Source organism: Micromonospora sp. WMMA1947 (genome assembly GCF_027497355.1).
Taxonomy (GTDB): domain Bacteria; phylum Actinomycetota; class Actinomycetes; order Mycobacteriales; family Micromonosporaceae; genus Micromonospora.
The window spans coordinates 2,687,205-2,704,713 of record NZ_CP114909.1; the positions used below are offsets into that span (position 1 = coordinate 2,687,205).

The window sequence follows — 17,509 nt, forward strand, 5'->3', positions numbered from 1 at the left end:
CAGCGGGCATAGGGTGGATCTCGTGAGTGAGATGACCTATCGCCGGCTGGGCGACTCCGGGCTCGTGGTGTCCGTGGTCGGTATCGGCTGCAACAACTTCGGCCGCAAACTCGACCTCGACGGCACCCGCGCGGTGGTGGACGCCGCGCTCGACGCCGGGATCAACTTCTTCGACACCGCCGACATCTACGGCGAGCCGCAGGGCGCCTCCGAGGAACTGCTCGGCCAGGCGCTCAAGGGCCGCCGCGACGACGTGGTGGTGGCCACCAAGTTCGGCATGGACATGCACGGCGCGAACGGGCCCGACCACGGCGCCCGGGGCGCCCGCCGCTACATCGCCCGCGCCGTCGAGGCGTCGCTGCGCCGGCTCGGCACCGACCACATCGACCTGTACCAGATGCACGAGCCCGACCCGGGCACCCCGATCGACGAGACGCTCGCCGCGCTGGACGACCTGGTGACCGCCGGCAAGGTGCGCTACCTGGGCAACTCCAACTTCGCCGGGTGGCAGATCGCCGACGCCGACTGGACCGCGTCGTCGCAGGGCCGTACCCGGTTCATCTCCGCGCAGAACCACTACTCGCTGGTGGAGCGCGGGGTGGAGGACGAGGTGATCCCGGCCTGCGAGCGGTTCGGCCTCGGCATGCTGCCGTTCTTCCCGCTCGCCAACGGGCTGCTCACCGGCAAGTACAAGCGCGGCGAGGCACCCCCGGAGGGCAGCCGCCTCGCCGGTGGCGGCCGGTACGCCGAGCGGCTGGCTGCCGCGCGCTGGGACGTCATCGAGGCGATCGAGGCGTACGCGGCAGAGCGCGGGATCAGCATGCTCCAGGTGGCCATCGGCGGCCTGGCGGCCCGTCCCGCCGTGACGTCCGTGATCGCCGGCGCGACCACTGCCGAGCAGGTGAAGGCGAACGCCGAAGCGGGGACGTGGCAGCCCAGCGACGAGGACCTGGACGCCTTGGACGCCATCCTCTGACCGTCCCCGCCGGTGCCGACGCGCCCGCCCGCGCGTCGGGTCCGCCCGTGTGCCCGAGCGTTGGGTCCGCTCGCGCTCGGGCCCCGCCCGTGCGTCCGGTCCGCGCGTTGGGTCCGCTCGCGCTCGGGTCCGTCCGCCCGTGCGTCCGGTCCGTGCGTTGGGCCCGCCCGCGCTTAGGTCCGCCCGTGTGCCCGCGCGTTGGGTCCGCCCGCGCTTAGGTCCGCCCGTGCGCTCGCGTTCGGTCCGCCCGCGCGTCGGATCCCGCCCGTGCATCCTGTCCGCGCGTTGGTCCGCTCGCGCTTGGGTCCCGCCCGTGCGTCCCGCCCGTGCGTCGGGCCTGCCCGTGCGTGGGGCCAGCTCGCTCGATCGGCCCGTCCGCGCGGCCCGTCCGCGCGTGGTGTCCGTCCGCGCCTTCGGTCCACAGGTGTTCGGTCCGCCCGCCATCGCAGGTGCGCCCGCTCGTCGGCGTGCAACCGTCGGGGCTTGCTCCGCGCGGCGGGGTGCGCCCACCGGGCCCCGCCCGCGCGCGGAGGCACCCATGGCGTTCCACTCGCAGGCAGCGCTCACGATGGCTGGAACGGTATGGGTGTCAAAAGGGCCTTGAGACACCCATGGCGTTCCACTCGTCGCCAGATTCAGTCGCGAGTGGAACGCCATAGGTGTCTGCGGCGGCCTCCTGACGCCCGTGGTGTCTCGGGCGGCCCGGCTCGGCTCGGCTCGGCTCGGCTCGGCCCGGCTCGGCTCGGCTCGGCCCAGCCTGGCTCGGCTCGGCCAGGTCAGGCACCACGGGTCAGGCGCCGGGTGGCGGTGGCCGGGCCGGCGCGCGGCGGGGCGAGACTCGTAGCTGCGGGCTGCGGGCTGCGGGCTGCGGGCTGCGGGCTGCGGGCTGCGGGCTGCGGGCTGCGGGCGCGGCGGGGGTGCGGACCAGAGGCGTGGCAGGGTGCGGCGGGCGCGGGCGCGGGCGCGGGCGCGGCGGGCGGCGGGGTGCGGGTCAGTGGTTTGCTGCGGTGGCGCGACGTTCGGCCAGGGCCTGGCGTACCAGGGCGACTGTGGCGTCGGGACGGCGCAGCACGTCGTCGGCGGTGAACCGGAGCACGACCCACCCGGCCGCGCGGAGCGCGTTCAGTCGCGCCACGTCCCGCCGGAAGTGAGCCCGTTCCCGGTGGTGGTCGCCGTCGTACTCGACCGCGAGGCGGAGAGCCGGCCAGGCCAGGTCCACCCGGGCCACGAAGCGTCCGCCGGCGCGCACCTCGTGCTGGGCAGTGAGCGGGCCGAGACCGGCGTCGAGGAGGAGCAGCCGCAGTCGCGTCTCCATCGGAGACTCGCTCAACGGCTCGGCCATCGCCAGTACCTCGCGCAGCAGCGGAGCGCCCGGCCAACCCGACCGGTCGGCGGCGTAGGCCCGCAGTGCGGGCAGCTTCACGACCCGGCGACGCAGCAGCGCGTCGACGGCGACCAGCGCCTCGGCGAGTGAGCCCTGCCGGCCCAGGTCGAACGCGGTACGTAGCGGGGTGGTGACCGGCAGCCCGCCGAAGAAGGTGCGGTCCCGCTCCGGCAGGGGCGACCGGACCACCCGCAACCGTGGGTGCGGTCGTAGTCGAGCAGCGGTCGGCAGCAGCACGGTGACCGGCGCGTCGCGGGGGAGCACGTCCGCGCCGAACAACCAGGCGGCGCTGCTTCCTGCCAGCACGGCAACCGGCGGCAGGCGCAACGCCACCGCCTCGCACCACATCCGGTGGTCGTCGGCGCGGTGTCCGTCCCGATGCACGTACACGTCCGGGAGCAGGCGGATCCACGTCGGCCCGCGCAGCATCGTCCAGGTGAGCAGCCCTTCGGACACGGCGCGGCCGCCCCGGAACGGCAGGGTCGCCAGGCGGCGCGGGACACGGGCGGGAACGGACATCCCAGCAGCGTGTCGTGACGAGACGGTCACCCACTGCCCCGATCCGCCGGACGGCTGGTTCCTGGGAAAAACCTCTCCCGGGCTTCCGTACGGGCGGGAGGCGTCGTACGGTAGGCCGCAAGTGACCCACGGGAGCCCGGTGCGGACCGGGCTGAGAGGGGGGCTGGGAGCCCCCGACCGTCGAACCTGATCCGGGTAATGCCGGCGCAGGGAGGAGCGTTGCCGTGCTGTCCCTGGGACGACTGCATCTCATCACCGACACCCGGCCGGGGCGTGACCCGCTCGCCGTGCTGCGCGCCGCCCTGCCGGTAGCCGGCGCCGACCTCGTCGTGCAGGTGCGCGTGGAGGACGACGCGACCGACCGGGAGGCGTACGAGCTGGCCCGGCTGGTGGTCGACGCCTGCCGGGCGTATGGGGCGCGGTGCCTGGTCAACGACCGGTTGCACGTGGCGCTCGCGGTGGGCGCGGCCGGGGGCCATGTCGGCGCCGACGACCTGCCGGTGCCCGCCGCGCGCCGCGTGCTCGGCCCGGACGCCGTGCTCGGCGCGACGGCCCGCGAGCCGGTGACCGCCCGTGCCGCAGTGGACGCCGGGGCCACCTACCTGGGCGTGGGCCCGTGCCACGTCACCACCACCAAGTCCGGCCTGCCGGGACCGATCGGCCCCGAGGGGATACGCGCGGTCGCCGAGGCGGTGTCCGTGCCGGTGATCGCGATCGGCGGGGTGACCGCCGCGACCGTGCCGGCGTTGCGGGCGGCCGGTGCGTACGGGGTGGCGGTGGTCGGCGCGCTCAGCGCGGCCGTCGATCCGGCGCACGCCACCGCCGAGCTGATGCGGGCGCTGACGTGTTAACAAGGGACCCTTCCTCTACCGGAGGCGTTAACAGGGGGCCCTTCCTTACCGAGGTGGCGGTGGTGGGGGGCGGGCCGATCGGGTGGGCGATCGCGTGGCGGTGCGCGCAGCGCGGACTGCGCGTGGTGGTGCACGACGACCGGCCCGGGTCGGGCGCCTCGTCGGTGGCCGCCGGGATGCTGTCGCCGGTCGCCGAGGCGTACTTCGGTGAGCACGAACTCACCGCGCTTCTCGTCGAGTCCGCCGCCCGCTGGCCCGGCTTCGCGGCTGAGCTGACCGAGGCGAGCGGCGTCGACATCGGCTACTCCACCGAGGGCACGCTCGTCGTCGGGCTCACCGCCGACGACCTGGCCGAGGCGAGGCGGCTGTGGTCGTACCAGCAGGGGTTGGGACTGCCGATCACGCCGTTGCGTCCCTCGGAGCTGCGCGGTCGCGAGCCGGCGCTGGCGCCGCGCGTGCGCGGCGGCGCTGTCGCGCCCGGTGACCACCAGGTCGATCCGCGGCGGCTGGTCGTCGCGTTGCGCACGGCCGCCGAACGCGCCGGTGTGGAGCTGCGTCCGGCCCGCGTCGGCGCGTTGTCCGAGGTGGACGCGCGGGTCACGGTGGTCGCGGCGGGCTGCGGCGCGGCGGCGCTGACCGGCCTGCCGGTCCGGCCGGTCAAGGGCCAGGTGCTGCGGCTGCGCGCACCCGGTGACGGTCCGCCGGGCTTCCGGCACGTGATCCGGGGGTACGCGGACAGCGAGTCGGTCTACCTGGTGCCCCGGGACAGCGGTGAGGTCGTGGTCGGGGCGACGGTCGAGGAGCGCGCGGACACCGCTGTCACCGCCGGTGGCGTGCTGACGCTGCTGCGCGCCGCCGCGGAGCTGGTGCCGGAACTGGTCGAGTACGAGCTGGTGGAGGCCGTCGCGGGGCTGCGCCCCGGTACGCCGGACAACGCGCCGATCATCGGGCCGCTGCCGGGGCGGCCGGGCGTGGCCGCGGCGACCGGGCACCACCGGCACGGCATCGTGCTCACCCCGGTCACCGCCGACCTGGTCACCGAGCTGATCGTCACCGGCGAGCCGGATTCCGCGCTCGCCCCCTTCACCCCGGATCGCTTCGGGAAGGAGCGCACGTGGAACTGATCGTCAACGGCACGGGCCGGACGCTGCCCGACGGCGTCACCGTCGCCGAGGTGGTCCGCACCGTCACCGACCGGGAGCGCGGGCTCGCGGTGGCGGTGAACGGCGAGGTGGTGCCGCGCGGCGGCTGGCCGGAGAGCGTGCTGCGCGACGGCGACCGGGTCGAGGTCCTCAGCGCCACCCAGGGCGGGTGAGCAGGTGTCCACGTTGGAGATCGGCGGGGTCACTTTCGGCTCGCGGCTCGTCCTCGGCACCGGCGGCGCGGCCAACCTGCACGTGCTGGAACAGGCGATCCGGGCGTCCGGCACCGAGCTGGTGACGCTGGCGCTGCGTCGGGTGGACACCACCCCCGGCGGGTCGGGTGGCCTGCTCGACCTGGTGGAGCGGTGCGGCGTACGGCTGCTGCCGAACACGGCCGGCTGCCGGACCGCTGTGGAGGCGGTGAAGACGGCGCACCTGGCCCGGGAGGCGTTCGACACCGCCTGGGTGAAGCTGGAGGTGATCGGTGACGAGCGCACACTCCTGCCCGACGGGGTGGAGCTGCTGCGCGCCGCCGAGGAGCTGGTGGCGGACGGGTTCACAGTGCTGCCGTACACGTCGGACGATCCGGTGCTGGCGCGGCGGCTGGCCGACGTGGGCTGCGCGGCGGTGATGCCGGCCGGGTCGCCGATCGGTTCCGGGCTGGGCATCGGCAACCCGCATCACATCCGGCTGATCCGGCAGGCGGTCGACGTGCCGGTGGTGCTCGACGCGGGCATCGGCACCGCCTCGGATGCGGCGCTCGCGATGGAGCTGGGCTGCGACGCGGTGCTGCTGGCGAGCGCCGTGACCCGGGCCGCCGACCCGGTGGCGATGGCCACGGCGATGCGCTACGCGGTCGAGGCCGGGCGTCTGGCGTACGGCGCGGGCCGCATCGCCCGCCGCTTCCACGCCCTCGCGTCCACCCCGGATGAGGGACGGCCCGACCTGTGACCGCCTCACGCCTAGCGGATCTTGGTACGGATGCGCCCTCGGAGGGGCGGCCGCGTACCAAGATCCAGGGTGGGCCGAGCGGCGTCGTGCTGCTGACCGATCGGCGGATGGCTCGACGGGCGCTCGTCGACGTCGTGGCGCGGGCCGTCGGTGGGGGAGTGCGGTGGGTGGTGCTGCGGGAGAAGGATCTGCCGCGCGCCGAGCGCCTCGCGCTCGCCGCCGACCTGCGCGCGATCCTCGCCGAGGCGGGCGGCACGCTGATCGTGGCCGGACCCGATCCGCTCGACGGGGACGCGGTGCACCTGCCCGCCGCAGGCCCGTACCCGCCGCCCGCCGTCGGACTCGTCGGCCGCTCCTGTCACGACACCGCCGAGCTGGCCCGCCTCACCACCGAGCACTACGCCACCCTGTCCCCGGTCTACGAGACAAAGACAAAGCCCGGCTACGGCCCGGCGTTGCGACCGGACGGATTGAGTGAGCTGGCGAAAGCCAGCCCGATTCCGGTACTCGCCCTGGGCGGCATCGAAACCCCGGCCCAGGTCCGCGAGTCCGTAGAGGCAGGCGCAACAGGAGTAGCAGTCCTGGGAGCCATCATGCGCGCCAACGACCCGAGAGAAACCGCCACCACGCTGGGCAGAGCCTTCCAGGAGGCGGCCGCCCGCTTGACGCGCACCCACCCCGCGCGATCCGACGAAGGCCCGCACGAGAAGGGCTGCGGCCGACCGTGACCACGCAGGGATCAAGCCTGACCGCCCGGAGTGGGCACGGTCGGCCGCAGCCCTCAACCGCAACCACCGGTGAAGGAAAGCAGTGACGCCGAAAACAGTTCTCAGCATCGCCGGCTCCGACTCCGGCGCAGGAGCGGGCATCCAGGCCGACCTCAAGACGTTCGCCGCGCTCGGGGCGTACGGCACGACAGTCCTCACCGCCGTCACCGCGCAGAGCACCAGGGGCGTGGACGCCGTCCTGCCGCTGCCCCCACAGACGGTGCGCGACCAGATGGACAGCGTGCTCGGCGACTTCGACGTGCGCGCCGTGAAGAGCGGCATGCTCGGCACCCCCGCCGTCGCCGACGCGGTGGCCGACGCGGCCCGGGCCGGGAGGCTGCCGCACCTGGTCGTCGACCCGGTGCTGGTCGCCACGAGCGGGCACCGGCTCGGCGTGGTGGAGGCGGTCGAGCGGCTGCTGCCGTACGCGGAGGTGGCGACGCCGAACTGCGCGGAGGCCGCGGCCCTCACCGGAGGCCCGGTGGGCACGGTCGAGGAGATGGTCGCGGCTGCCGAGGCGCTCGCGGCGCGCGGACCGGCGTTCGTGGTGGTGACCGGCGGCGACGTGGACGCCGACGGCGAGTCGGTGGACGTGCTCGCGGGCGGCGGAACCACGCGGCTGCTGCGCGCGCCCCGGGTGGACACCCGGCACAACCACGGCACCGGCTGTTCGTTCTCGGCCGCCGTCGCGGTCCGGCTCGCCGCGGGCGACGCGGTGCCGGTCGCGGTGGCGGCCGCCAAGGAGTACGTCACCCGCGCGCTGACCGGCGCGCGGACCTGGGAGCTGGGCGCGGGACGCGGCCCGCTGGACCACTTCGGCTGGTCCGCATGAGCGACAGGGAGGCTGGCATGCAGGCACGTCGCAAGGTGTACGTGGAAGGCTCACGCCCGGACATCCGGGTGCCGTTCGCCGAGGTGACGCTGACCGGGGACAACCCACCGGTACGGCTCTACGACACCTCCGGTCCCGGCTCCGACCCGGAGGTGGGGCTGCCCGCACTGCGCGGGCCGTGGATCGCCGAGCGCGGCGACGTGGCCCCGGTGCGCGGTGCCGGCACGCCGCTGGCCGGAACCCGTCCGACCCAGCTCGCGTACGCCCGGGCCGGGATCGTCACGCCGGAGATGGAGTTCGTGGCGATCCGCGAGTCGGTGTCGCCGGAGTTCGTGCGGGACGAGATCGCGGCCGGCCGGGCCGTGCTGCCGCTGAACGTGAACCACCCGGAGTGCGAGCCGGCCATCATCGGCAAGGCGTTCCTGGTGAAGGTCAACGCCAACATCGGCACCTCGGCTGTCACCTCGTCGGTGGCCGAGGAGGTGGAGAAGCTGACCTGGGCGACCCGGTGGGGCGCGGACACCGTGATGGACCTGTCCACCGGCAAGCGCATCCACGAGACCCGCGAGGCGATCGTGCGGAACGCGCCGGTGCCGATCGGCACGGTGCCGATCTACCAGGCGCTGGAGAAGGTCGGCGGCGACCCGGTGAAGCTGAGCTGGGAGGTGTTCCGCGAGACCGTGATCGAGCAGGCGGAGCAGGGCGTCGACTACATGACCGTGCACGCCGGGGTGCTGCTGCCGTACGTGCCGCTGGCAGTGGACCGGGTGACGGGCATCGTGTCCCGGGGCGGCTCGATCATGGCGGCCTGGTGCCTGGCGCACCACGAGGAGAACTTCCTCTACACGAACTTTCGGGAGCTGTGTTCGCTGCTCGCGAAGTACGACGTGACGTTCTCCCTCGGCGACGGCCTGCGCCCCGGCTCCATCGCCGACGCCAACGACGAGGCGCAGTTCGCCGAGCTGCGCACGCTCGGCGAGCTGACGAAGGTCGCCTGGGAGTACGACGTCCAGGTGATGATCGAGGGCCCCGGGCACGTGCCGATGCACAAGATCAAGGAGAACGTGGACCTCCAGCAGGAGTGGTGCCACGAAGCGCCGTTCTACACGCTCGGGCCGCTGACCACCGACGTCGCGCCCGCGTACGACCACATCACCTCCGCGATCGGCGCGGCGATGATCGGCATGTTCGGCACCGCGATGCTCTGCTACGTCACCCCGAAGGAGCACCTCGGGCTGCCCGACCGCGACGACGTGAAGGCGGGCGTGATCGCGTACAAGATCGCGGCGCATGCGGCCGACCTGGCCAAGGGGCACCCGGGCGCGCAGGCGTGGGACGACGCGCTGTCGAAGGCCCGGTTCGAGTTCCGCTGGGAAGACCAGTTCAACCTGGCGCTCGACCCGGAGACCGCGCGGGCGTACCACGACGCGACACTGCCCGCCGAGCCCGCGAAGACCGCGCACTTCTGCTCGATGTGCGGGCCGAAGTTCTGCTCCATGAAGATCACGCAGGAGCTGAAGGACTACGCGGCGCGAGGCATGCGCGGCAAGTCGGAGGAGTTCGTCGCCTCCGGGTCGCGGGTCTACCTGCCGCTGGCGTGAGCTCGGTCGGGGCGGGCCGATCCGGTCCGCCCCGACCGTCCGTCAGTCCCGGTGGTGCCGCCCGGTACGCAGCGAGCGGGCGTCGTCGGCGTTGTCGTCCGAGGCGAGACCGGCGACCCAGTCCACGTACTCGTCGTCGGCAGCGGTGGTCGGCTCGGCCGTACGCTCGGCCGGCTCCGAGTCGCTCTTGGCCCCCCGGTTGCGGCGGAACAGACCGCGCAGAGGCTTCGACTTCCCGGCGGGCGCGTCGGCGTCGTCCGGCTCGGCGTGCCGGCCGCGCCGGGAGTCCGGCTCGCTCGTCGTCTCCGGCGCCGTGGCGTCCGGCAGCGCGGTGACGGCCTCGGCCGGTACGGCGGTCACCGCCTCGGGACGGGCGACCGGCCCTGCCTCCGGCCGGGCGACCGGTCCGGCGGGACGGGCGTTCGTGGCGAGCGCGTCCCAACCGGCGCTCGCGCCCGGCTCGGGGAGGCCCCGGTGGCGGGGACGCGGCGCCGGCTCGGCCGGGACACTCGTCTCCGCGCCGTCCCGGGCCGGTGCGTCCGGTCCGGCGGTGGCGCGGTGCGGGCGGCCCGCCGGGGTGATCGGCCAGGCCGGGCGTACCTCGCCGGGCGCCGCGTCCTCGAACATCGGGAACCGGGGCCGGGTCGACGGGGCCGGCGCCGGGTCGTCGAAGAAGAAATTGCGTCCGGTACGCGCAGCCGGGTCGACGTCCCCGGCCGGGGAGCCGGTGCGGGAAGCCGGGCTGCCGAGGGAACCGTCCGGCGTGCCGGGGTCCGTGCGGTCCGGTGCCGAGGCGGCGCTCGTGTCGTCCCGGGCCGGGCTGGCGGCCTGCGGTATCGGGGCGGTGTCCGTGGCCGGGCGGGCCCGACGGATGGCCGCCGTCGGCGTGGCGTCGGTTTCGCCGCTCGGTGTCGTGTCGGCCGGGCCGGCGGCGCGCGGGGCCTTCGGAGCGCGGGTACGCCGAGGGCGGGTGGCACGGCCCGTCGCGCTGGTGTCCCCGGCGGCTTCGACCCGAGGCGTGGCGGGGGCGTCGCTGTCCGCGTCGGTCGGCACCGGCCCGGCGGGGGCGCCGCTGTCCGTACGCGGGCCGGGAACGTGGCTGTCGGCGGTGCCGCCGGTGGCCGGTGAGGTGTCCGCGCCGGCGCTCGGGGAGGTGTCGTCCCCTGGGCGGGGTGTGGTGCCGTCGGCGGGTGATGTCGATTTGTCGGCCGTCCGGCTGGCGCGGGTACGGCGCGGCCGGGTCACCCGGGGCGCAGTCGCCGTCGTTTCCGGTTCCGGGGTGGCGTCGTCCGTGCCGGCCGCCGAACCGGTGCCGGAGACGGCCGCGCTGTCCGCCGGGATGCCCGTCGCCTGCCCGGACGTTCCAGGGACGGAACCGGCAACGGCCCGGTCGGGGGTGCCTGTGCGGTCCGTGGTGACCGCCTCGCCGGTGCTGCCCGCGTGGGCCGTGCCGCTTTCCGGACCCGGGGCCGGGTCGGGGCGGCCCGCGGCGAGGACGTCGATGGCCGAGGTCCGGCGGCCCGGGGGCAGCAGACCCGGCATGGGCTGGCCGTGGCTCGTGTCGGCGACGGCCGGGCGGTCGTCCCCCGGCCGTTTCGCAACGGTCGGCTGATCGCCGGCGGGCAGATCCGCGAGGGCCGGCCGGGCGGCGGCGGGAAGGTCGGTACCGGCCGGAGCCGCCGCCGAACCGCCGGGCTCCGGCCAGTTCCAGTGCGCCGGTGCGGCGGCACCGCTCGTCACCGGAGGCTCGGGCGGGGCGGCCGGGACGCCCGGAGCGGACGAGTGCGGCAGCGGGGCGAGGATGTCGGTCGCCTCGACGGCGTCGGGGTCACCGGTGGCGGTGACCGGGCGGGGCAGCATCGTGGTGGCGGTCGAGCCGAGCGCACCGGCGATCACGGCGATCAGCGCGCCGTAGTAGGGCGCGACCTGGTAGCGGTCGGTCGCCGAGCCGGGACCGGCGGTCAGATAGGCGAACGCGACCAGCACCGGGCCGGCCGCCCCGGCCGCGCCGCCGATCAGAGGCGGCCACTCGGCCCGGCGGGCGAGCACCCCGACCGCGCCGCCGGCCAACAGGGCGAGGACCGGCAGCAGCAGCATGGACAGGCGCTGCGCCGCCTCCGGATCCAGCCAGGAGGGTTCGAGGACGCCGAGCCGCACCGTGGCCAGCGGGCGGCTGGAGACGATCGTGGGCGCGACGGAGAGCAGCGCCAGCAGCCAGATGATCCCGGCGGTGATCGCCACTCCCCAGCCGAACGGCGGCTTGAGCAGGACGGCGATCGCGGCGCCCGCGCCGACCACAGCGCCGAGGGCGGCGCAGATGCCGACGGCCCAGACCGGGTCGACGGACCCGCCCAGCTCGGCCGCGCGGGCCGGTTGCATGCACAGCGGGGCGACCACCATCGCGCCCAGCGCGCTGACGCCGGCGATGGAGAGCAGTTCGGTGGTGCCGCCGGGACTGTCGTCGCGGCGGGCGAAGCGCTCGGTGAGGACGGCTCCGGCGACCGTGGCGACCGCGGCGAACCAGCCCACCCAGACGAGCTGGGCGGGCCACCGGTTGACCGAGACGTCCACGAACGCGCCGTCGAGGCGTACGACTCCGAAGCCGTACGCGATGCCCAACTGGCCGGCCCCGGCCAGCACGCTCACCCCGAGCGCCGTGAGCAGCAGCCTGCCCCACGTCCGAAAGGCCATGTCGGGCACGTTACGGCCCGGTGCCCCCGATCGCCACCTTGCCGCCGCGCGGCGCGGCGAACCTGCCGGTGTGGCTACTTCAGCTCGACCAGGCGAGCGAGGTAGGTGGTGTCGCCGACGTTCGTCAGCATGTGCACCGCGCCCGGGTCGCGGTAGACCACGCCGCCGGTCGGCTCGTCGGCGTCGATGGTGGTGCCGTCGATCGTCTGCACCACGTTCTTCGCGCCCTGGATCGCCACCACCAGATACGGGTGGTCGTGGCGGTGCAGCGGCTGCCGCTCACCCGGCTCCAGCCGGATGTGCCAGACGCGTACCCGGTCGTTCTCGTACACGATCTCCTGGCCCACCGGGCCGAGTTCGAGGTCGGCGGAGATGTCGGTCATCGCGGTCCGTCCAGTCGGGGGAGCACCTCGGCGGCGATGAGCTCCACGTGGTCGAGGTCGTCGAAGTCGATCAGGCGCAGGTGGACCCGGGTGGCCCCGATCGCGGCGAACTCGCCGATCCGGTCGACCAGCTGGGCGGGGGAGCCGACCACCGGGTCCTCCGGCGGCAGGGCGCTCGTGACGTGCAGCGGCGCGGCCCGGCGCTGCGCCTCGGCGTCGGTGCGCCCGATCGCCACCACGATGCCGGCGGAGAGCGTCAGCGGGGCCCGGCCGGAGGCGTCCCGGCCGGTGCGGTCGCACGCCTCCCGGACCCGCTCGTACGCGGCGGCGGTCTCGGCCACGCTCTTGAACGGCATGTTGAACTCGTCGGCGTAGCGGGCGGCCAGCTCGGGGGTGCGCTTCGGTCCCCGGCCTCCGACGATCACCGGCGGGCCGGGCTGCTGCACCGGCTTGGGCAACGCCGGGGCGTCGACCAGCCGGTAGTGCTCACCGGTGAAGCTGTACGTCTCGTCCACCGGCGTGCGCCACAGCCCGGTGACGATCTCCAGCTGCTCGGCGAGCCGGTCGAAGCGCTCGGCGACCGGAGGGAACGGGATGCCGTACGCGGTGTGCTCGCGCTCGTACCAGCCGGCGCCGATGCCCAGCTCGACCCGCCCGCCGCTCATCCGGTCGACTTGGGCGACCATGACGGCGAGCGGCCCGGGGAGCCGGAACGTGGCGGACGTGACGAGCGTGCCCAGCCGGATCCGGGAGGTCTCTCGGGCCAGCGCGGCGAGCGTCAGCCAGGCGTCGGTGGGGCCGGGCAGCGCCGGCTCGTCCCCCATGGCCCGGTAGTGGTCGGCCCGGAAGAAGCCCTCGAAGCCGGTCTCCTCGACCAGCCGGGCGAACCGGAGCTGGTCGTCGTAGTCCGCGCCGCGGTGGGGTTCGGTGAACACCGAGACCCGCATGTCACCGTCCTCCCACGGGTACGCCCGGGGCGTCCCGCTCCATCAGCAGTTCGTGCAGCTCGGCGCTGATCCGCGCGACGTCTTCCAGGTGTTCGTGCCGGCCCAGCGTGCGGGGCCGGGGGACGTTCACCTCGACGATCTCGCGGATGCGCCCCGGGCGCGGGCTGAGCACGACGACCCGGTCGGCGAGCAGGACCGCCTCGTCGATCGAGTGGGTGACGAAGACGATCGTCGCCTTCGTCTCCATGTGCACCCGCTGGAGTTCGCCGGAGAGTTCCTCGCGGGTGAGCGCGTCGAGCGCGGAGAACGGCTCGTCCATGAGCATCACCCGGGGCGAGCCGATCAGCGACCGGCACAGCGACACGCGTTGCTGCATGCCGCCGGACAGTTCGTGCGGGAGGCGCTTCTCGAAGCCGCCCAGTCCGGCCATCTCCAGCAACTGGCGGGCCCGGTCACGGTGCTCGGCGCGGCGCCAGCCGAAGATCTCCACCGGCAGCAGCACGTTGTCCAGCACCGAGCGCCAGGGCAGCAGCGCCGGCCGCTGGAACAGCATCGCCACGTCGCGGCGGGGCTTGGTGATCGGCGTACCGTCCACGGTGATCTCACCGCCGGTGACCGGGAGCAGACCGGCGATCATGCGCAGCAGCGTCGACTTGCCGCAGCCGGAGCGGCCGAGAACGGCGACGAACTCGCCTTCGGCGACGTCGAGGTCGATGCCGCGCAGCGCCTCCACCCGCCCCGAGCGGCCGTCGAAGGTGCGGGACACCCCGGACAGTCGGATCATCTCCCGCCGCCTCCCTTCCACGTCGTCTCGAACGCGAGCCGGGCTAGCGTAGCCGGGGGGTGTGCTTATAGCACCGTCCGGGGTGGACGTCAGTCCGCTTTCCGTCACGCAACTTCGTTTCCGTTCCGCAACCGGGACGGCGGCGGCAGGCCATCTGCCTTCTCGTACGCTGTTGCGCGCGAAGAGTCCCCTCACGACGGTCCAGTCGGCCGAACCCACCTGCCGACCCCGTCGGACCCACGACCCGACCGGCGAAGAAGTCCTGGTCGGAAAGGACATGGTGCACTGATGAGAAGGCTGACCCGTACGGTCGCCGCCGCGGCTATGGCCACCGCCCTCGCCCTGGTGGGCGGCTGCAGCAGCGACTCGGACAAGTCCGAGAGCGGCGGCGGCAACGGCGCGGCGCTGGAGAAGGTGACGTACCTCACTTCCTTCGCCAACTTCGGGCGTGACTCGTACGCCTGGGTGGCGAAGGACAAGGGCTTCTTCAAGGAGGCCGGTTTCGAGGTCGACATCAAGCCCGGTCAGGGCACCGGCTCCGTCATCCAGACCATCACCGGCGGCCAGGCCGACTTCGGCCCGATCGACCTGACCGGTGGCATCCTGCAGCTCGGCAACGGCCAGGCGAAGGACTTCGTGGCGGTGGCCGCGATCCAGCAGCGCACCATGGCCGCGATCGTCACGGTCGAGGGCAAGAACATCGCCACCCCGAAGGACCTCGAGGGCAAGAAGCTCGCCGACACCCCGACGTCCGTCGTGCGCAACCTCTTCCCGACGTACGCGCGACTCGCCGGCATCGACGGCAGCAAGGTCACCTGGGTCAACGGTGAGGCGCAGGGCCTGATCGGCATGCTCGGCTCGGGCACCGTGGATGGCATCGGCCAGTTCGTCGTCGGCCAGCCGACGGTGGAGACGGTGACCAAGAAGAAGCCGGTCGTCCTGCCGTACAGCAACGTGATGCAGGACCTCTACGGCAACGCGCTGATCACCTCCACCAAGATCGCCAAGGAGAAGCCGGAGATGGTGAAGAAGTTCACCGCCGCGCTGCTCAAGGGCCTGGAGTACTCCCTGGCGAACCCGGACGAGGCGGCGGAGATCCTGAAGAAGAACGTGCCGGCCACCGTCCCGGCCGCGGCCTCCGCCGAGCTGCAGCTGATGGCCGCGTACGTCCGGTCCAGCAACTCCGGCACCGCGATCGGCACGCTGGACAGTGGCCGGGTGGCCAAGAGCATCGCGCTGCTGCAGGGCGCCGGTGCGCTCAAGCAGAACCTCACCCCGGACCAGATCATCGACTTCAACCTCGCGCCGAAGGCCTGACCGGTCCGCTCGGGCCAACGGGGGTGCGACCCGCCGGACACACCGGTGGGACGCACCCCCTTCGCGTGCCGGTCGCCGCGACCGGCGCAGAGAGGAGGACACGTTGACACAGTCGACCGAGGCCCGGCCGGAGGCGCCGCCGCGCCCGGCGGTCCGGCGCGGTATCGCCGTACGCCCGGCGGCGGTCGGGCTGCCGGCGTTCGGCCTGGTGATCGCGGTGGCGGCCTGGTGGCTGGTCACCTCGGGCCTGAGCCTGGTGCACCCGGCCGCGCTGCCGCCGCCGCAGGCGGTGGGGAAGGCTCTCGCCGGCACCACCGAGGTGCTGCTGCCCGCGTTGGGCATCACCACCTGGATGACGGTGCTCGGCTTCCTGCTCTCGTCGGTCGCCGGGGTGCTGATCGGGATGGCGCTGGCCGCCTCCCGCCGGGTCGAGCGGATGTTCGCGCCGCTGCTGGTGGCGGTGAACGCGGTCCCGAAGATCGCGTTCGGGCCACTGCTGGTGGTAGCCGTGGGCTGGGGGCAGAAACCCATCCTGACCATGGTGTTCCTGCTCTGCTTCTTCCCGATCGTGCTCTCCACCGCGACGGGACTGACCACCACCCCGGCGGACCTGGCGGAGCTGGGCCGGTCGCTGAACGCCTCGTGGTGGCAGTCGTTCCGCAAGGTGCGCTTCCCGGCCGCGTTGCCGCAGATCTTCGTCGGGCTCAAGGTGGCCATGCCGCTCGCCGCGATCGGCGCGGTGATCGGGGAGTTCTACTCGGATCGGCCGGGCCTGGGTTACCAGATCCTGCAGTACAACGGCGTCGGCGACATCGCGACCGCCTGGGCGGCGATCGTGCTGGTGGCCCTGATGAGCATCCTGCTCTACGCCGCGCTGAGCCTGGTCGAGCGCCTGGCGCTGCCCTGGGTGAAGGCCACCACCTCAGCCCGCTGACACCCCGAGACGAAAACCCGACGTCGACCGAGAACCCAGAAGGACACCTCAACCCACGGATGGCGGCCGACCACGACAGTGTGGGCCCCGGCGCAACCGGCGGAGGGATCAAGCCTGACCGCCCGGAGCCGGTTGTGCCGGGGCCCACACCCCACGTTGACTAGCCGGCAAGCCGCCAACGACCACCACGAGCCACGAGCGTCGTCAACGCCTGCGGCATCAGCCCGGAGTGGTTGTCCGGCGTCATCCGGATCGGCCCGGACAGCCCGTCGAGCTGGGAGGTCTCCAGCACGTCGCGCAGCGCGTCCCGGTCGACCTTGCCGGGCTCGCCGCCGGCCCGTAGCTCGGCGTCGGCGATCAGCTGGACCGCGTCCGCGGCGAACGAGGAGAAGCCGTTGTAGCCGCCGAACCGGGCGGTGTAGTCCTGGAACCACTGCCGCCGCGCGGCCTTGGCCGGGGTGGTGGCGATCACGTCGTCGATCACCATGGTCTGGGTGAAGATCAGCGTGGCCTCGTCGGTGGAGCGGGCCGAGGGGCCCAGGAAGAGGTCGCCGGCGGCCGTGGCGTCGAAGAACAGCGACCCGCGGAACTTGCTCTGCCGGGCCGTGGTGGCGGCCAGCATCGCCTGCTCCGGCGTGGTCCACAGGACCAGTGCCTGCGGCTTGCGGGCGACCAGCTGGTTGATCTGCGTGCCGACCTCGGTGTCGGTGACCCGCACCGACTCGTTGGCGACCAGCTTCACGGAGGTCTTGCTCAGCTCGCGGCGCAGGGCGGCGAGCCCTTCCTGGCCGTAACCCTCGGCGCTGTGCAGCAGCGCCACCTTGCGGATCTCGCGCCGCTCCAGTTCCGCGGCGAGTGCGGCGGCGCTGTCGGTGGCGTTCGGGGCGAGCTTGAAGACATATCGGCGCTCGGCCACCGGCTCGGTGACGGCACTCGACGACGCCAGTGCGATCGTCGGAATGCGCTTCTCACCGATCGTGCGGGCCGCGCCGACGGCGCATTCGTTGCAGCCGCCCATGATGACGGCGCTCACCCGCGAGTCACCGCTGAAATCATTGATGTTCCGCAAGGATTCCGCAGCGTCCGAGCGGTTGTCCTTGACCCGCAGATCGATCTTCCGGCCGCCCAGTGCGCCGGACGCGTTCAACTGCTCGACCTTCAGTTGCAGAGCCCGTTGGTACACCTTGCCGACCGGCGCCGACGCGCCGGAGAGTTCCAGGTCGGCGGCGATCACGATGGGGCTTGTGTCCTGCGGGTCCCCGCCGATCCCGCAGCCGGTGAGCGTGGTGGCCAGCACGGCCGATGCGAGCGCCGCGATGCTCGCGGAGCGGATGGGGCTCAACTCAGTCCTCCAGGTGCGGCGCGGGCCGACGCCCGATCACCGCCGCTTGTCCGTCCTCAGTGGAGGAACGGGATTGGTGTGCCGTACG

The 17,509-nt window shown here is 73.7% G+C and carries 16 protein-coding genes and 1 riboswitch; of the genes, 10 read left to right on the forward strand and 6 right to left on the reverse strand.

The features are described 5' to 3' along the window. The first annotated feature begins 13 nt into the window (after window positions 1-13). Window positions 14-976 carry an aldo/keto reductase gene (locus tag O7604_RS13015; RefSeq protein WP_281579736.1) on the forward strand — a complete coding sequence of 321 codons (963 nt, stop codon included), beginning with the start codon at window positions 14-16 and terminating at the stop codon, window positions 974-976. A 991-nt stretch (window positions 977-1,967) separates the two neighbouring features. Here the strand turns inward: O7604_RS13015 and O7604_RS13020 are convergent. Continuing rightward, a complete protein-coding gene (locus O7604_RS13020) occupies window positions 1,968-2,879 on the reverse strand; it encodes a DUF559 domain-containing protein (RefSeq protein WP_281579737.1) in 912 nt (303 codons plus the stop codon). A gap of 118 nt (window positions 2,880-2,997) precedes the next feature. Next, window positions 2,998-3,109, forward strand: a riboswitch (TPP riboswitch). Here O7604_RS13020 and thiE point away from each other — a divergent pair. The 7 genes from thiE to thiC all read left to right on the forward strand — a co-directional run bounded on the left by thiE (window position 3,104) and on the right by thiC (window position 9,023). Continuing rightward, window positions 3,104-3,730 (forward strand): thiamine phosphate synthase, encoded by a 627-nt coding sequence (gene thiE, locus O7604_RS13025; RefSeq protein WP_281579738.1) that lies wholly within the window; start codon window positions 3,104-3,106, stop codon window positions 3,728-3,730. It overlaps the preceding riboswitch by 6 nt. Continuing rightward, window positions 3,724-4,854 carry a glycine oxidase ThiO gene (thiO, locus tag O7604_RS13030; RefSeq protein ID WP_281579739.1) on the forward strand — a complete coding sequence of 377 codons (1,131 nt, stop codon included), beginning with the start codon at window positions 3,724-3,726 and terminating at the stop codon, window positions 4,852-4,854. The genes thiE and thiO overlap by 7 nt, the downstream gene beginning before the upstream one ends. Next, the gene (thiS, locus tag O7604_RS13035) at window positions 4,845-5,045 is read left to right on the forward strand and encodes a sulfur carrier protein ThiS (protein WP_281579740.1); all 201 of its coding nucleotides are present in this window, start codon (window positions 4,845-4,847) and stop codon (window positions 5,043-5,045) included. The genes thiO and thiS overlap by 10 nt, the downstream gene beginning before the upstream one ends. A 4-nt stretch (window positions 5,046-5,049) precedes the next feature. Then, entirely contained in the window at window positions 5,050-5,823 is a 774-nt protein-coding gene (locus tag O7604_RS13040) for a thiazole synthase (protein ID WP_281579741.1), read from the forward strand. Window positions 5,824-5,930: 107 nt separating this feature from the next. Further along, the gene (locus O7604_RS13045; protein ID WP_281579960.1) at window positions 5,931-6,551 is read left to right on the forward strand and encodes a thiamine phosphate synthase; all 621 of its coding nucleotides are present in this window, start codon (window positions 5,931-5,933) and stop codon (window positions 6,549-6,551) included. Between the two features lie 82 nt (window positions 6,552-6,633). Beyond that, window positions 6,634-7,422: a bifunctional hydroxymethylpyrimidine kinase/phosphomethylpyrimidine kinase gene (gene thiD / locus O7604_RS13050; RefSeq protein ID WP_281579742.1), complete on the forward strand. Its 789-nt coding sequence runs from the start codon at window positions 6,634-6,636 to the stop codon at window positions 7,420-7,422. Between the two features lie 17 nt (window positions 7,423-7,439). Next, window positions 7,440-9,023, forward strand: a complete 1,584-nt coding sequence (gene thiC, locus O7604_RS13055; RefSeq protein ID WP_269704022.1) for a phosphomethylpyrimidine synthase ThiC — start codon at window positions 7,440-7,442, stop codon at window positions 9,021-9,023. A 42-nt stretch (window positions 9,024-9,065) separates the two neighbouring features. Here the strand turns inward: thiC and O7604_RS13060 are convergent, their stop codons facing one another. The 4 genes from O7604_RS13060 to O7604_RS13075 all read right to left on the reverse strand — a co-directional run bounded on the left by O7604_RS13060 (window position 9,066) and on the right by O7604_RS13075 (window position 13,828). Beyond that, window positions 9,066-11,714, reverse strand: a complete 2,649-nt coding sequence (locus O7604_RS13060; protein ID WP_281579743.1) for a hypothetical protein — start codon at window positions 11,712-11,714, stop codon at window positions 9,066-9,068. Between the two features lie 74 nt (window positions 11,715-11,788). Next, window positions 11,789-12,097 (reverse strand): cupin, encoded by a 309-nt coding sequence (locus O7604_RS13065; RefSeq protein WP_269704024.1) that lies wholly within the window; start codon window positions 12,095-12,097, stop codon window positions 11,789-11,791. Then, window positions 12,094-13,044 (reverse strand): LLM class F420-dependent oxidoreductase, encoded by a 951-nt coding sequence (locus tag O7604_RS13070; protein WP_281579744.1) that lies wholly within the window; start codon window positions 13,042-13,044, stop codon window positions 12,094-12,096. The genes O7604_RS13065 and O7604_RS13070 overlap by 4 nt, the downstream gene beginning before the upstream one ends. 1 nt (window position 13,045) lies before the next feature. Then, window positions 13,046-13,828, reverse strand: a complete 783-nt coding sequence (locus O7604_RS13075; RefSeq protein ID WP_269704026.1) for an ABC transporter ATP-binding protein — start codon at window positions 13,826-13,828, stop codon at window positions 13,046-13,048. A 288-nt stretch (window positions 13,829-14,116) separates the two neighbouring features. Here O7604_RS13075 and O7604_RS13080 point away from each other — a divergent pair, with 288 nt between their 5' ends. Both O7604_RS13080 and O7604_RS13085 read left to right on the forward strand, forming a co-directional pair. Further along, window positions 14,117-15,145: an ABC transporter substrate-binding protein gene (locus O7604_RS13080; RefSeq protein ID WP_269704027.1), complete on the forward strand. Its 1,029-nt coding sequence runs from the start codon at window positions 14,117-14,119 to the stop codon at window positions 15,143-15,145. 163 nt (window positions 15,146-15,308) lie between these two features. Continuing rightward, the gene (locus O7604_RS13085; protein WP_269706994.1) at window positions 15,309-16,079 is read left to right on the forward strand and encodes an ABC transporter permease; all 771 of its coding nucleotides are present in this window, start codon (window positions 15,309-15,311) and stop codon (window positions 16,077-16,079) included. Between the two features lie 160 nt (window positions 16,080-16,239). Here the strand turns inward: O7604_RS13085 and O7604_RS13090 are convergent, their stop codons facing one another. Beyond that, a complete protein-coding gene (locus O7604_RS13090; protein WP_269704028.1) occupies window positions 16,240-17,421 on the reverse strand; it encodes an ABC transporter substrate-binding protein in 1,182 nt (393 codons plus the stop codon). Between the last annotated feature and the right edge of the window lie 88 nt (window positions 17,422-17,509).

Excerpts from the sequence above, each read along its gene's own strand:
- O7604_RS13020 (WP_281579737.1), bottom strand. The coding sequence starts at position 2,879 with ATGTCCGTTCCCGCCCGTGTCCCGCGCCGCCTGGCGACCCTGCCGTTC.
- O7604_RS13045 (WP_281579960.1), top strand. The coding sequence starts at position 5,931 with ATGGCTCGACGGGCGCTCGTCGACGTCGTGGCGCGGGCCGTCGGTGGG.
- thiC (WP_269704022.1), top strand. The coding sequence starts at position 7,440 with ATGCAGGCACGTCGCAAGGTGTACGTGGAAGGCTCACGCCCGGACATC.
- O7604_RS13060 (WP_281579743.1), bottom strand. The coding sequence starts at position 11,714 with ATGGCCTTTCGGACGTGGGGCAGGCTGCTGCTCACGGCGCTCGGGGTG.
- O7604_RS13065 (WP_269704024.1), bottom strand. The coding sequence starts at position 12,097 with ATGACCGACATCTCCGCCGACCTCGAACTCGGCCCGGTGGGCCAGGAG.
- O7604_RS13070 (WP_281579744.1), bottom strand. The coding sequence starts at position 13,044 with ATGCGGGTCTCGGTGTTCACCGAACCCCACCGCGGCGCGGACTACGAC.
- O7604_RS13075 (WP_269704026.1), bottom strand. The coding sequence starts at position 13,828 with ATGATCCGACTGTCCGGGGTGTCCCGCACCTTCGACGGCCGCTCGGGG.
- O7604_RS13080 (WP_269704027.1), top strand. The coding sequence starts at position 14,117 with ATGAGAAGGCTGACCCGTACGGTCGCCGCCGCGGCTATGGCCACCGCC.